The sequence below is a fragment of the Stenotrophomonas humi genome (assembly GCF_001431415.1).
In the GTDB taxonomy this organism is placed as follows: domain Bacteria; phylum Pseudomonadota; class Gammaproteobacteria; order Xanthomonadales; family Xanthomonadaceae; genus Stenotrophomonas; species Stenotrophomonas humi.
Window position 1 is genome coordinate 20732 of record NZ_LDJI01000041.1, and the last position, 14580, is coordinate 35311.

At 63.0% G+C, this 14580-nt stretch carries 11 protein-coding genes; 5 read left to right on the forward strand and 6 right to left on the reverse strand.

The window, feature by feature from the left end; all coding sequences use genetic code 11:
• Window positions 1-17: 17 nt before the first annotated feature.
• Window positions 18-452, reverse strand: coding sequence for a YciI family protein (locus tag ABB26_RS17105; protein ID WP_057635928.1), 435 nt, complete (start codon window positions 450-452; stop codon window positions 18-20).
• Between the two features lie 164 nt (window positions 453-616).
• Between ABB26_RS17105 and ABB26_RS17110 the strand changes: the two genes are divergently transcribed.
• Both ABB26_RS17110 and ABB26_RS17115 read left to right on the forward strand, forming a co-directional pair.
• Window positions 617-991, forward strand: a complete 375-nt coding sequence (locus ABB26_RS17110) for a YciI family protein (RefSeq protein ID WP_057635929.1) — start codon at window positions 617-619, stop codon at window positions 989-991.
• A gap of 518 nt (window positions 992-1509) precedes the next feature.
• Window positions 1510-4491 (forward strand): TonB-dependent receptor, encoded by a 2982-nt coding sequence (locus tag ABB26_RS17115; protein ID WP_057635930.1) that lies wholly within the window; start codon window positions 1510-1512, stop codon window positions 4489-4491.
• 203 nt (window positions 4492-4694) lie between these two features.
• Here ABB26_RS17115 and ABB26_RS17120 read toward each other — a convergent pair whose 3' ends face one another.
• Window positions 4695-6776, reverse strand: coding sequence for an NHL repeat-containing protein (locus tag ABB26_RS17120; protein ID WP_057635931.1), 2082 nt, complete (start codon window positions 6774-6776; stop codon window positions 4695-4697).
• 88 nt (window positions 6777-6864) lie between these two features.
• On the opposite strand from ABB26_RS17120, the gene ABB26_RS17125 reads away from it, so the two are divergent.
• Window positions 6865-7317, forward strand: a complete 453-nt coding sequence (locus ABB26_RS17125) for a hypothetical protein (protein WP_152982737.1) — start codon at window positions 6865-6867, stop codon at window positions 7315-7317.
• Window positions 7318-7345: 28 nt separating this feature from the next.
• On the opposite strand, the gene ABB26_RS17130 is transcribed toward ABB26_RS17125, so the two are convergent.
• Window positions 7346-8119, reverse strand: coding sequence for a lytic transglycosylase domain-containing protein (locus ABB26_RS17130; protein WP_057635933.1), 774 nt, complete (start codon window positions 8117-8119; stop codon window positions 7346-7348).
• A gap of 115 nt (window positions 8120-8234) precedes the next feature.
• Between ABB26_RS17130 and ABB26_RS17135 the strand changes: the two genes are divergently transcribed.
• Window positions 8235-8558: an ASCH domain-containing protein gene (locus ABB26_RS17135; RefSeq protein ID WP_057635934.1), complete on the forward strand. Its 324-nt coding sequence runs from the start codon at window positions 8235-8237 to the stop codon at window positions 8556-8558.
• Window positions 8559-8667: 109 nt separating this feature from the next.
• Here the strand turns inward: ABB26_RS17135 and ABB26_RS17140 are convergent, their stop codons facing one another.
• Together ABB26_RS17140 and ABB26_RS17145 are read right to left on the reverse strand one after the other, a co-directional pair.
• On the reverse strand, window positions 8668-9732 hold the full coding sequence (locus ABB26_RS17140) for a chitinase (protein WP_057635935.1): 1065 nt from the start codon (window positions 9730-9732) through the stop codon (window positions 8668-8670).
• Window positions 9733-9958: 226 nt separating this feature from the next.
• On the reverse strand, window positions 9959-10882 hold the full coding sequence (locus ABB26_RS17145; protein ID WP_152982738.1) for a hypothetical protein: 924 nt from the start codon (window positions 10880-10882) through the stop codon (window positions 9959-9961).
• A gap of 186 nt (window positions 10883-11068) precedes the next feature.
• Between ABB26_RS17145 and ABB26_RS17150 the strand changes: the two genes are divergently transcribed.
• On the forward strand, window positions 11069-12817 hold the full coding sequence (locus ABB26_RS17150) for an acyl-CoA dehydrogenase family protein (RefSeq protein ID WP_245626262.1): 1749 nt from the start codon (window positions 11069-11071) through the stop codon (window positions 12815-12817).
• Between the two features lie 50 nt (window positions 12818-12867).
• Here ABB26_RS17150 and ABB26_RS17155 read toward each other — a convergent pair whose 3' ends face one another.
• Entirely contained in the window at window positions 12868-14367 is a 1500-nt protein-coding gene (locus tag ABB26_RS17155; protein WP_057635939.1) for a SulP family inorganic anion transporter, read from the reverse strand.
• Window positions 14368-14580: the final 213 nt, after the last annotated feature.

A 14580-nucleotide genomic window follows, 5' to 3' on the forward strand; every position in this document is an offset into this window, starting at 1 on the left:
TCGTTTCGTGGTGTGGGTCAAAGCTTGTTGTCGATGCGGTTCTGCAGACGTTGCTGCTGCGCCTGTAATTCCGGAGTGAGGGCGGCACCGAAGTCCTCGGCCTCGAAGATCGGGCGGATTTCGACTTCCATCGGCTCACCGCCCTCGGTATTGAACGGCGCACGCTTGAGCCACTCCACCGCCTCGGCCATCGAGCGCACCTGCCACAACCAGAAGCCGGCCACCAGTTCGCGCGTCTCGGCGAACGGGCCATCAATCACACTGCGCCCGGCGATACCGTCAAAACGCACCCGCGCTCCCCTCGCACTGGGGTGCAGGCCCTCGCCGGCAAGCATGACTCCGGCATTGACCAGCTGTTCGTTGAATGCGCCCATCGCCGCCAATTCGGCCTCGCTGGGCATCACGCCGGCCTCGGTATCAGCCGAGGCTTTCACCAACACAATCACCTTCATCGCAGCATCTCCGTCGCCCGCCCATTGCCGGCTTTCAACAAGTACGACGAACCAGCGCACGCGTTCTCGACATTGCCCGGCACTCTTTTTCTGAACGAATTAATGCGGCAATGCAGCAGCGCGTGTGCGGCAAGATGAGCGCCTTCCCTACAAGGCGTAGTGCGATGAAATTCCTGTTGCTGATCTACATCGAGCCAGCACTGCTGGAGGCATTGCCGGCAAGCGAGTACGACGCGCTGATGCGGTACTGCATCCAGCACGCGGACAACCTGCAGGCCAACGGCACACTGCTGCTGTCACAGAAACTGCAACCAACTCACACCGCGCAGACACTGCGTACCCGTCAAAGCCAGGCCCGCATCACCGACGGCCCCTTCGCCGAGACGCGCGAAATACTGGCCGGCTTCAACCTGATCGAGGCGGCCGACGCGGATGAAGCGATGCGAATCGCCCAGCAGTTTCCATGGTCGGCGTATGGAAGCATCGAGGTAAGGCCGCTGGATGATCTGGAGGCCGAGCGGCTGCGATTGGGGGCATGAGAGCCGCCGGATTCAGTGCCGACGGCCAACTCCAGGCTCTGATCTCTACAAGCATCAAGGTGCTGGACCGGCAAGTCATTGCAAGGGATGCGAACCCCGCAAATTGATCCCCTGCACCGTGTCCACCACTTGGCTGCGACGGCAGGCTGTCTACCTACCGCTTCCCACGCTTGTCAGTGTGGTTCAACTTCCTGAGACGCTGAAGATCGAAAGTGGGATGCGCTGAGGTGCCTCACTGCCAACCATGGACTCCGGCTTCGGCCGGGGTCTTTTTTTTTCAAGGGCATGGCCCTGCGGCCCCAAAAATCAGTTCGATTATCGCGTCGGCAATAGCCTCAAGCTCCCCATTCACATTCAATTTAACAATTAAATTCCTTTTTTTTCATGCACTTAAATTTAGTTGCAACTGATATTGCAAAGTTGGATGAAATGAAATTAATATTTCGTTCAGCTGTAACGGAAATTTCATCCGAGTCAGCTCAAGACACGAAATCGTTTTTATAGATCAAGGGAATTCAATGAGCAGTGCTAAGCAAACAGTCCGACTGAAGCGCACCGCGCTCGCGGTAATTCTGACCTCGGTCATCGCCGCAGCCTCCGCCCAGAGCACCACCGGCTCCCTGTTCGGCAACGCCCCCGCGGCCGCTGGCGCCACCATCACCGTACAGAACGAATCCGGCCTCAAGCGCACCGCCACGGTCGACGCCAACGGCCGCTACAACCTTGGCTCGCTGCCGGTGGGCAACTACTCGGTGACCCTGCAGCGCGACGGCCAGGTGGTCGACAAGCGCGAGAACGTGCTGCTGCGCGTCGGCGCCGGCACCGAAGTCTCCTTCGGCAGTGAAGGCGCAACCACCCTGGATGCGGTGACTGTCACTGCTGCCAACATCCCGAAGATCGACGTAAGCAACACCGTTTCCAAGTCGGTGGTCACCTCCGAGCAGCTGGCCGTGCTGCCGCTGGGTCGCAGTGCCGAGTCGATCGCGCTGCTTGCACCGGGCGTGATCGCCGGCAGCGGCGAGTTCACCAATGGCTCGCGTTCGGTGCTGTCCTTCGGTGGCGCCAGCGTTTCCGAGAACGCCTATTACATCAACGGCTACAACGTCACCAATCCGCTGAACTATCTGGGCGGCGTCAGCCTGCCCTATGGCTCCATCGATCAGCAGGAAACCTATACCGGTGGTTACAGCGCGAGCTACGGCCGCTCCACCGGCGGCGTGATCAATCAGCTCGGCGCACGTGGCACCAACGAATGGAAGTTCGGCGTGCAGACCACCTGGTCGCCGAAAAGCCTGGCAGCCTCGCCGCGTGACGTCTGGTACCCGCGTGACGGTTCCATCTACCGCTACCGCGATGGTGACGGCAAGACCCAGACCACCTACAGCGGCTACGTCAGCGGTCCGTTGATCGAAGATCGTCTGTTCGTGCACCTCGCCGCCGAAGCCGACAAGACCGATGGCGTGTCCACCAACAACATCGAGTCGGCGCAGCAGGCACGCAACAACTACAGCTACAGCTCGCCGAAGTTCTACGGCAAGATCGACTGGAACATCAACGACAACAACACGCTGGAATACACCCGTATCCAGAACACCGACCGCCAGGCCGGTTACTACACCGCGTTTGACTACGATGACCTGAGCGGTGGCGAGCGCACCGGTGTCTATCCGAATACCACCAAGATCAAGGACACCTTCGACATCTTCAAGTACACCGGCTACCTGACCGATGACTTGACCTTGAGCGCTACCTACGGCCGCAGCAAGCAGGACAACCTTGCGTCCAACCCCAGCGACTCGCCGTTGCCGTACATCAGTGGTTCCGCCTATCAGGACCCGTCGATCACCGGCGGCTCCCCGATCCGCAATTCGCAGGCGACCAATGCAGGCAAGGCCAGCGACGCAGGCAGCAAGACCCGCGGCCTGCGCGTGGATCTGGAATACCGCATCGGCAACCACGAGCTGACCGCCGGTATCGACAACATGTACTACAACGCGCACAACGAGGGTCAGTCGATGACTGGCCCGGGCTATGCGTGGATCTACTCCCAGCTCGATCCCAACGAGTCGCCGAACAGCAAGTTCGGCATCGCTCCCCCGGGCGGTGAAGGCTACATGGTGCAGAAGTACATCTTCTCCACCACCACCAGCATGAGCGTGGAGCAGAAGGCCTACTACCTGGAAGACCGCTGGCAGATCACACCGAACTGGCTGGTCACGCTGGGCCTGCGCAACGACAAGTTCACCAACTTCAACAGCTCGGGGGTTGCCTATGTTGAAAGTGGTGACCAGTGGGCTCCGCGCGCTGGCGTGAGCTGGGACGTGTTCGGTGACTCCTCGCTGAAGGTGTTCGCCAACCTTGGCCGTTACTACCTGGCCCTGCCCAACAGCGTGGCCATCCGCGGCGCGTCGGCATCCACCTATACCCGCGAATACTTCACCTACTCGGGCATCGATGCTGACGGCAACCCGACTGGTTTGCACGCGCTGGGCCCGGGTCCGGTGTCGTCGAACAACGAATACGGTGTTGCGCCGGATCCGTACTCGGTGGCTCCAACCGATCTGAAGTCGCAGTACCAGGATGAACTGATCCTCGGGTTCGAGAAGACCCTGGGTGAGTCCTGGAACACGGGTGCGAAGGTCACCTATCGTCGCCTGCAAGCCGCCATCGATGACGTGTGCGATCCGGACCGTATGGCCGACAAGTTGTCCGCCGCTGGCGTGGATCCGGACTCGGTGACCATCCCGGGCTGCCTGATCTTCAACCCGGGCAAGACCAACACCTTCATGCTGGCCAATGTCGACGGCTCGGGCTACACCCAGCTGCAGATGAACGGCCACGACTGGGGCTTCGGCAGCCAGAAGGCCAAGCGTGACTACGTTGCCATCGATCTGTTCCTGGAACACCCGATGAGCGACAAGTGGTACGGCCGCCTGGATTACACCTGGTCGCGCAGCTTCGGCAACACCGAAGGTCAGGTGAAGTCGGATATCGGCCAGGACGACGTGTCCAAGACCCAGGACTGGGACGGCTCCTACCTGATGGAGTACGCCGGTGGTTACCTGGCCAACGACCGTCGCCACCAGCTGAAGGGCTTTGCTGCCTATCAGTTCAACGATGAGTGGACCGCGTCGGCAACGCTGAGCGTCGCCTCTGGCATGCCGAAGAGCTGCCTGGGCTACTACGGCACCGACATCACCGATCCGATGGGCTACGAGTCCGCTTACCACTACTGCGGTGGCAAGCCGTCGCGTCCGGGTGACGCCGGTCGTCAGCCGTGGACCAAGCGTCTGGATCTTGGCCTGCAGTACCGCCCGGCCTTCGCCGAGCACAAGCTCGCATTCGGCCTGAATGTCTTCAACGTCTTCAACGAACTGAAGCCGCTGCAGAGCGATCCCTCGTACGAAGTGGGCCCGAAGAAGATCTCGGAGACCTATGGCATCGGCACGTTCTACACCGCGCCGCGTTCGGTCCGTCTGACCGCGTCCTACGATTTCTGATCGTAGAAACCTGCCAGCAAGGTAGTCTCTCTTAAATGATGTACTTGAAGCCCCGGCATCTTGCCGGGGCTTTTTTTATCGCCGGAGCCGACCCGACACGCTGTAGAGCGGGACAATGCTCCGCTTAGGCATCCCCTACACCGTCACCCGCCGGGTCAGACCCGGTACTGCGGAAGCATGCGCTCCGGAAAATCCACCACGTCTCACCGCACCACCATCGCCAACTCCCTTCCCGCCACCGCTTCGTTCCCACTGAAATCCTTGGCGGTGATACGAATGGTGTAATCGCCCGGCAACAACTCCGATGGCTGCAACAATCCCGTCGCCAGTTGTCCATCGCGCACGGTGTTGGTCAGCACGTAGCGGAAGCGCGTGCTGCTGCTGCCATGCACGGTGATGCCGCTGTCGGCGGCGTAAGCCACCTTCACCGCTTCGCGCTGGGGCGGCATGCGGTTGAAGATGAGGTTCATGCGCGGCTGCTCGTAACCCGGTAGCGGTTGGCCGCTCGCATCAAGGATCTGATACCCCAGCGCGTACAGGCCGAGCCGCCGACGCGGCAGGTTGTTGTCCACCTGGTCCCACGCCTCCACCACCAGCTGCAGACCGCCTCCTTCGCGGGCAACCTGCAGTCGGCCGTCCACCTTGTCGCGTAGACGCTGGTCATTGCTGTCCAGCAGTGCGATGTCATCAATCTTCGGTGCAACGTGATCGGCGTAGTTGCTGAAGCCAAGGCGCACGGCATTGCGCTCGTAACCGGAAGGTCCCACGGCCAGATGCACATGTGCCTGGTTGTTGATGCTGCCCAGCGCATCGCCGGGTTGGAAGCGGGTACCACGGCGCACACGCACGCGGTCCAGTTGCCCCGCCTCATCGTTGACCAGTTGGAAGCGTGCCGCATCCAGTGGCCGGTTCGCCGCGTCGCGCCCCACCTTCATGTGGATGTAATCGAGCTTGTCCAGCGAGAAGCCTTCCGCCTGCCCTCCCAGCGTCCAGGTCGAGGCCGGGCTGCTGACCTTGCCGCTGGCAATCGCCAGTACGGTCTGCCCGACATCGCCACGCACATCGAAACCACTGTGCAGGTGATGGCGACTCTCGCCGCTGAAGTTGCCGCGCACTTCACCCAGCGTACCGGTCACTTCATGCCAACCGGTCTGCGGTGCCAATGGCCAGCGGCCTTCGTTGCGCGGCAACGGGTTGTCCGATGATGGCCCCAGCTCCGCCAGTTGGGGCACGGTGCCGACCGGCAGTTGCTGCAGATGGTGGACCCGATGCGCATCGGCATCGGTCACCACCAGACTTCCGTCTGCGGCTACCGCCACACCGGCCGGCCGCGCGAAGCGCTCGGCATCGTTGCCGGCCACGGCCACCACATGGCCGGCGGGCGATACCTGCAGCACGCGCCCGCTCAAACGCTCGCCCACGTAAACCACGTCATCGTGCGTCAACGCCAATGTCATCGGCCCCCACAGCACGCGCTCGCTGTCACCGCCGCCCATCCGGGTGTTGACCTCGCCCATCGGGGTGATGGTGCGCAGTGCATTGTTCTGCAGGTCCGCCACCCAAACGTTGCCATGCGCATCCACCGCCACATCGGTGGGCGTGTCGAAGCGCGCCTGCGCGGCCGGGCCATCGGCCCAGCCCGGCCGCTCGCCACCGGCCAGCGTCCAAACACGGCCATCGGTTTCGATGACGCGGATGCGGTCGTTCCAGGTATCGGCCACATACAGACGACCCTCGCTTCCAACCGCCACTCCCATCGGCCCGTTGAACTGCGCCTGCGCCCCGTTGCCGTCGGCAAAGCCGGGACGGCCATTGCCGGCCACCGTACTTACCTGCCCCTGCGGCGTGACCTTGCGGATCGCATGATTGCCGGTGTCGGCCACGTACAGGTTGCCCTGTGCGTCCGCCGCGATACCCGATGGCGTGTTGAATGCCGCCGCCTGTCCACTGCCATCGGCAAAGCCTTCGCGGCCACCGGCAAGTACATGGAACCTGCCATCCACTGCACGATAGACAATGCGATTGTTGTCGCCGGCATCGGCCACGAACAGCACGCCGCCGCTGATCGCCACGCCCCAAGGGTCGCTGAAGCGCGTCTGCGCTGGCGCGCCTTGCGAACTGCCGACGATGCCATCACCGCCCAGCAACGCCACCTGCGCCCGCCAGCCCAGCGGTGTCGCCAGCGGGCCGCTGGGCAATGGCGGCTGCGGCGCCCACAGGAAGCTGGCAGCCAGCGCGGCCCCGGTTACGACGACAACGGCGCTCACCCAATATTTGCGTTCCATCCACACCCATCCCTTTCCGGAGCAGGCACGATAGACGCTGACAGCCCATGCGGAAACCTCCCATCGGCCACACCGGAGCCCATCGCTCATGCACACCTGTCTGCATATGGATCAAAGCCACATCTCGCTGCAACCTGCGGAAGCGGAGGCCATCGTGCTGCCGTTGTCACTGGATGGCCTGCTGGAAGCCGGACTGCAGAACTTTCCACCGTCGGAGCTGGCGCTCGAACGCGCCATCGCCCTGACCGAGGATGCGTTGATGCCACAGGTGGCGGCATTGCGCAGCTATCCGCTGGAGGTCCTGATCGCCGCCGACGAGGCGCTGGCCGCGCTGCCATCGCTGCTGGGGTGTACGGATACCGGGTCGCTGCAACTGGGTATCGATGATGTGGAACGCGGTTTCAACCAGGTGGCGCAGGTCGCCGCCGGCATGCCTGCACATGCGGTGGGACTACCGGCACAGCCGCGGTTCGTCGCCGCGTTGCTGGTGGTACGCGAACTGATGCACCACGTCGGCTGGAAGCAACTGCAGCTTCGATAGGCAGACGACGTGCTCGTCGGAACGGCACTTACTGGGCCGGCCGCTCGGGGCCGGTGCCCATGGCTTGGCGGTAACGCGAGTACAACGCCAGCACCTTGTCCACGTACTGCCGCGTTTCCGCATACGGCGGTACGCCGCCATAGCGGGTAACCACGCCTATGCCTGCGTTGTAGGCGGCAGCCGCCAGCGTGCGGTCGCCCTTGTAACGCCCCAGCAACGACTTCATGTAGCGCGCACCGCCGTCTATGGATTGGGCCGGGGAAAACGGATCGGTCACGCCGTATTCGGTCGCGGTGTCAGGCATCAGCTGCATCACGCCCTGCGCGCCCTTGGGTGAGATGGCCTTCTCGTCGAACGCGCTCTCGGCATGGGCCACCGCCCGCAGCCAGGCATCGTCCACGCCGGTCGCTTTGGACGCCGCACGGAACTGCCGCGCGTGTCGGTCCAACTGCGGCGTGCCCACCCGGCCCAAGCCTTCATGTGCCGGCTCACCTGGCGGGGTGGCGGCGGTGAAGCGCAGATACGGCCGCGAACCTGGCAGGTTGCGCGTGGAATACACCAGCTTGCCGTCCTGCTCCCGCTCGTACAGGGTGCCGCTGAACACGCCGAAATTGCCCCACAGGTTGGGTGTCTGCACGGCGTTGTCGTCCACCGTCATCGCCTTGCAGGTCGAGCCTGGCTCCGGCGCAGTGGCCATGCTCACCGTGCCTTTCTGCACGCAGCGGTAGATGGTGCGCGCCTGCAACGGCGCACATACGCCCACCAACAGCAGCAACAGTGCAACCGCAGCCGTGCGCGACATGCCGGAACCGGATCAAGGGAATGGCCGATGATGCTGAACCCGCCTATTTGAACGGCAGGTGATGAAAATCTCACCAATCGCAGCCAGAATGAACGGCCGCTTTCAGCGACCCACCATGAACCTCGAAACGCCCCTGCTAGGCTTCACCAACCCGCAGTTCCATACCGGCCGCAACACAAGCGTACGGCGCGGAGACCGCTGGCATGAGGCTGCGCAGGCGCATATCGAACAGGGGGCGGGTCGGTATTCCGAACCCTTGCCACTGCTCACCGAACTTCGACGTTTCGACACGCTGACACCCGCCGATCTACGCGACGAGCACGATCCGGCCTGCCGCACACCAGAAGGATTGCTGGCCGTGATGCAACGGCTGTACCCGGGTTTCCAAGCCGACGAGACCGTCACCCTGGTGCATTTCCAGTGGATGCCTTCCACGTAGGAGCAGCTTCGGCCGCGAAGCCGGCAAGGGCATCAACGCAGACATCTAGCCGGTAAACGCCGCCGCGTAGGCGGGTTTGAAATCCCAGCCCACGCAGCGATGCAGCCTTTTAACGCGCGTTGGCGGCGCGCAGGTGCTCACCCACCGGCTGCGAGAATGCACGCTTGTCGCTGACATCCCAATTGATCGACCAGGTCATCACGCCACGGAACTGCGGATGCGGCTGCGATGGCTTCACCTCATCGCACCGCGTTGCGGTGGTCAGGCAGTCAAAGGCACGGTTGATGTCGGCAGGCGTCGCATAGCCGTTGCCTGCCGCACGCAGGCCCGACGGCAATGCCAGCGCCACCTGGTCAGCGCGCAAGCCTTCAAAGCGTCCCTTGCCGCCGGCGAGATCAAAACCTTCAATCAACATCCTGGCCGAGCCCACCATCATGTCGACACTGCCACCGGGATACTTTTCGGCGCGATACGGCGTTGGCAACCCACCGTTGTTGTAGAGCTGCACATGCAGCAGATCCAACTCACCACGCAGGCCGTCGATCAGCGGCAGGTAAGCACCCCATATGCCTTCCATCGAGACAAAGCCACCCTGCACATACGGGTGTTCCGGCGCCATCGACACATAGAGATTCGGATACATGCCATGCAGGCGCTTCACCGCGGAAACAAGATGCGGAATGACCGGGGCGCCATGCACCACACCGGCAATCTTTTCCAGATCGATATCAATGCCATCCAGCCCGTAGGTGTTGATGGCCTCGGCGGTGGTACGCACGAAATTATCTTCATCGCGCTGGGTATTGAGTGTCACCGTGCCCAGTTCGCCGCCAAAGGACAGCACCACGATCTTGCCCTGCGCACGTTTGGCGGCAATGTCGGCGATCAGCCGGGTGCGGTCCAACGCGCGGTCCGGATTGAAGGCGACCTTGCCCTCGCCCATGTCATCGGCAAACGCCAGCACGATCACATCCCAGCTGTTGTCCACCTCGCCCACCGGCAGCAGGCCCTGACCGTTGTCGAAATTGTGCAGGTAACCAATCAATGCATGCCGGGGCAACGGATGGCTGTTGCCCGGTGCCACGCCCACCTGCTGCGCGGGGGCGGTATTGGCCTGACAACCAAAAGAGGAAACAAGTGCCAGTGCACATGACAACAAGAGGGTCGACTTCATCGCATTCCCGGAGCGTGTAAGAACCCCGATTCTAGGCACACTGAACGCCTGAAATCACATCAAAAACAATTGGTTATGAAACCTGTCCCGTTCTGACCGGCATATGTCCGTGCATTGACCAGGCTGCACCGCAGCACGACAGAAACCGTGTCATCAGAGGCCTTTCACACCGCCAAGACAGCCGCCATTCCGGCGCCACATACCGCCCCGCACGGGACAGAACTGTCTAGCTGCAGGCCTTCATGCGCCGCTCGGCATCCCACAGGGCGCGCCGTGCCTGGTCATAGGCGCTGTCGGCCGCACTTGGCAGGGTGTGTTCGGCTTCGGTCGGGTCGGCACCATTGTTGTAGCGGTATTCAACCCGCTGCAGCGTATCCAGATGCGCCAGTGCCGCCGCCATCCAGCGCGTACGCTGTTCGGCGCCGCACCGCGGGTAGCGGACTTCCAATGCGCCAATCGCGGCACGGATACGGCGGCTGGCTTCGCCTTTCATGTCCGGTACTTTTTCAAAGCGGATCGGTGCAGCCTTGTAGGCATCCCCCGTCGCTTCGCTGCCCAGGTCAGCCTGGCGCTCATGCAATGCCGGGTTGAACGCAATTTCAGGAGGGCGCCGTGCTTCGGCAGCCTGGATGTCACGCCCATACAACGCGCGTTGTACGCGTGACTGGCTGGTGCCGGCATTCTTGCCGCTGAAAAGATTGGCGGTAGCGCGCTCGCCGACGCCGGTAGCCAGTTCGTCGCGATGCTCGAACACCCGCTCCACCGAAGCCTTTTGACGCTCGCCCGGTGCGTCCGGCAACTCGGGTCTCCCATCGCTGCCGTACAGCTGCTTCATCAACGTGCCATCGGGCTTCACCGGCGCGGGCGCAGCGGGTACGCGAGGCGCCGCAACGGGCAGCGGTTGCGCAGCGTGATCGCGTGATGCAACCGGATCAGGGACGGCTTCCACGGGAACGAACTGCGGCTCCACGCTCCTTGGCTGTGCAATTGCCGGCGGCAACCAGCGCAGCTGTACCCGCGCCTCCCGCGCCGTCGGCGCGGCCTCGGGAACCTGCAGCAACAGCCGCGCCAATGCCGATAAAAATGCCAATGCCGCCATGCCGGCAACGGTGCGGATCCACACAGGTTCTGGCTGACTGCGGTAGTGCATGCATGTCCATCATGGGAACTCCGCAGGGCGGCTACCGGCCCTGCCACGGCACATCTGCGCACAACACTGACCGCTGCAAGGACAGCAAGTTCCAGCGATGGCTGCGACCCATGCGTGATCCTTTCATACCCATGGGCGATGATTGGGCACTGGCTGTTCATCCCCTGCATTGAAAGGAGCTGTCCCGTGAACGAGGTTGCATCGCAGAACCTGGACGAAAGCATCGCCAAGCAGCTGTTCTTCGGCCATATCGCCGAAGATGCCCTGTTTCCTTATCCGCAGATCCGCGAACGTGACCGCGAGATGCTCGGCGCCATGACCGATGCCATCGACCAGTTCCTGGGGGAGAAGACCGCCGAGCTGCGCCAGTACGACCGCGATGCCGAGCAGCCGCCCGAATTCGTCCAGGCCCTGCGTGACATGGGCCTGTTCGGGTTGATCATTCCTGAAGAATACGGCGGCATGGCGCTGTCCAACGGCGCCTATGCGCGCGTGCTGGGCCAGACCAGCAGCCACGACAGCTCCGTGTCGCTGACCGTCGGCGCGCACAGCTCCATCGGCATGAAGGGTCTGCTGCTGTTCGGCAATGACGAGCAGAAGCAGCGCTATCTGCCGTCACTGGCCAGCGGTGACATGATCGCCGCGTTCTGCCTGACCGAATCCGGCGCCGGTTCCGATGCCGCTGCCATCCGCACCAAGGCCACGCGCAACGACGACGGCAGCTGGACGCTCAACGGCGAGAAGATCTGGATCACCAACGGTGGCATCGCCGATTTCTATACCGTGTTTGCCCGCACCGACACCCCGGAAGGCAAGGTCACCGCTTTCATCGTCGAAGCCAAGTGGGACGGCGTGAGCCACGGCCCGCACGAAGACAAGATGGGCATCCGCGCCTCATCCACCACCACCGTGGCGTTCAACGATGTACGTGTACCTGCAGCCAACGTGCTCGGCCCGGTCGGCAAGGGCTTCAAGGTGGCGATGAACATCCTCAACAGCGGCCGCACCGGTTTGGGTGGCGGCGCGGTGGGTGGCATGCGTGCGCTGATCCGCATGGCGTGCGCACAGGCCAGCGAGCGCAAACAGTTCGGTCAGCCGATCGCCGAGTTCGGCCTGGTGCGCGAAAAGATCGCGCAGATGACCGCCGACTGCTTCGCTGCGGAAAGCACGGTGTGGATGGTGGCGCACCTGATCGACAGTGGCCGCACCGACTATTCGGTGGAAGCGGCCATGAGCAAGGTATTTGCCAGCGAAGCAGTGCAGCGCTGCTGCTATGAATCCCTGCAGATCGCCGCTGGCAATGGCTTCATGCGCGAGCTGCCGTACGAGCAGATGACCCGCGACACGCGCATCCTCTCCATCTTTGAAGGCACCAACGAAATCCTGCGCCTATATGTGGCACTCAATGGTTTGAAAGGCGTGGGCGCCACACTGAGTGAGTTGCAGAGCGCGGTCGGTGGCATCTTCAACGACCCCATCAAGGGTTTCGGTGTGCTCGGCGACTATGCGGGCCGCCGCGTACGCGAAGCGACCGGCTATGGCACCGGCCGCATCCGCGCGCCGCTGGACGAGTCACTGCGTCCCTTGGCACGGCTGTGCGAGAAGTACTCGGTGGAGCTGTCCAAGGCATCTGATCGCCTGCTGCGCACGCACGGCAAGAAGATCGCCGATCAACAGCATGCACAGAAGCGCGTGGCGGATATCGCCATCGATCTGTTCGTCGGGCTGTGCGTGTTGTCGCGGGTGAACAGCCTGGTGGAGGCCAAGCACCCGGCGGCGGATGACGCGATCAAGATCGCACGCCTGTTCGCCCGCCAGGCACGTCGACGCATGGCCCGGAACGTGCGAGGACTGGAACGCAATGAAGATGAAATCATCGAATCACTGGCCGCCTCGGTACTGGAGCGCGGCGGTTATGCGTGGGATGTGATCTAACCGGAAAACCTCGCAGGAGCGGCCAAGGCCGTTCCTGCGACAGCCATTATTCAACGGCCTGCCGGCGCATCCTCGATCGCCAGCTCACCTTCACGCAGCACCCGCCGCAGCAATGTGCGGCCATGCCGGTCCAGCCCCAGCACGCGCGGCTTCACGCCATGCTGGCGATAACGGCTTACCACCTTCTCCAGCGCGGCCACGGCGGTGATGTCCCACAACTGCGCGCGCGACAGATCAATCACCACCTTGTGCCCCTCCGACAGCCGCGGGTCGAATGCGTCCACGAAGGCATCGGCCGAGGCGAAGAACACCTGTCCGCTCACCGTATAACGCAGGCCGCCATCAGCCTCTTCGTGCGATTGCACCTGCAGCAGCTGGGCGACTTTCAGCGCGAAGAACACACCACTCAGCAGCACGCCAACACCTACGCCGGCAGCAAGGTTATGTGTGCCCAGCGTCACCACGACCGTGGCCAGCATCACCACGCCAGACAGCCGTGGGTGTCGCACCAGCGCCCCGAGGCTGTGCCAGTCGAACGTTGAGATGCTGACCATCACCATGATCGCCACCAATGCGATCACCGGCACCTGTGCCACCCACGGCTTCAGCAGCACCATCAGAACCAGCAGGAACACGCCGGCAAACAGCGTGGACAGGCGACCCCGGCCGCCGTACTTCACGTTGCCCACGGTCTGCCCGATCATGCCGCAGCCTGCGATGCCACCGAACAACCCGGCCGCGATGTTCGCCACGCCCAGGCCGGTGCATTCGCGGTTCTTGGAACTGGGCGAATCGGTGAGCTCATCGACCACACGCGCCGTCATCATCGACTCCAGCAAGCCGACCATGGCGATGGCCAGTGCCGGCATCGCGATGATGCGCAGGGTGTCCAGATCAAACGGCAGCGCCGGCAAGCCCATCCAATGCGGCAGGGAATCGGGCAGCTTGCCGAGATCGGCAACCGTAGGCAGCTCCAGCTTCAACCACGACGCCAGCGCGCTCAGCACCACGATGCAGATCAAAGGTGAAGGAATCGCCCGCACACCCGGCAGCGGCAAGCGCGGCAACCCGTAGATCAGCAACAGGCCCAGGCCGAGCATCATCCAGGTGACCGTGGTCGCTCCCTGCAGCTGCGGCAACTGCGCGGAGAAGATCAGAATGGCCAACGCATTGACGAAGCCCGTCCGCACCGAACTGCTGACAAAGCGCATCAGCACACCCAGTCGAAGCACCCCGAACAGCACCTGGAACACACCCGCCAACAGCCCGGCAGCAAACAGATACGGCAGGCCGTGCGCGCTGACCAAGGGTGCAGCCACCAGTGCAACGGAGCCGGCGGCGGCGGTGATCATCGCCGGCCGCCCGCCAAACACCGCGATCACGATGCTCAACACGAACGATGCAAACAGACCCACCTGGGGGTCCACGCCAGCCACGAACGAGAAGGCGATGACCTCCGGAATCAACGCGAAGGTGGCGACCGCGCCGGCCAGCAATTCGCGCAGGGGCTTGGCGCGCCACCGCGCCAGTTCAGCGTTCAGAAAGGACATACGCGCCTGCCGCCAGCGCTTGCCGGAGTTGGCACGGGCTGGCGGAATCAAAGGAAAGGGCGCGAATTATGCCTGCAGTGCGAGCCCGGAGCAGCCTTCTGCTCCTGCACGTGGGGGAGGTGTGGCGATGGGGAGGACCGGGAAGGGAGGCTGTTCAAGAGGGTACCTTGCAGATTGAAACAGCCCCCCAGCCCACCCTGCGGTAGCATTCCC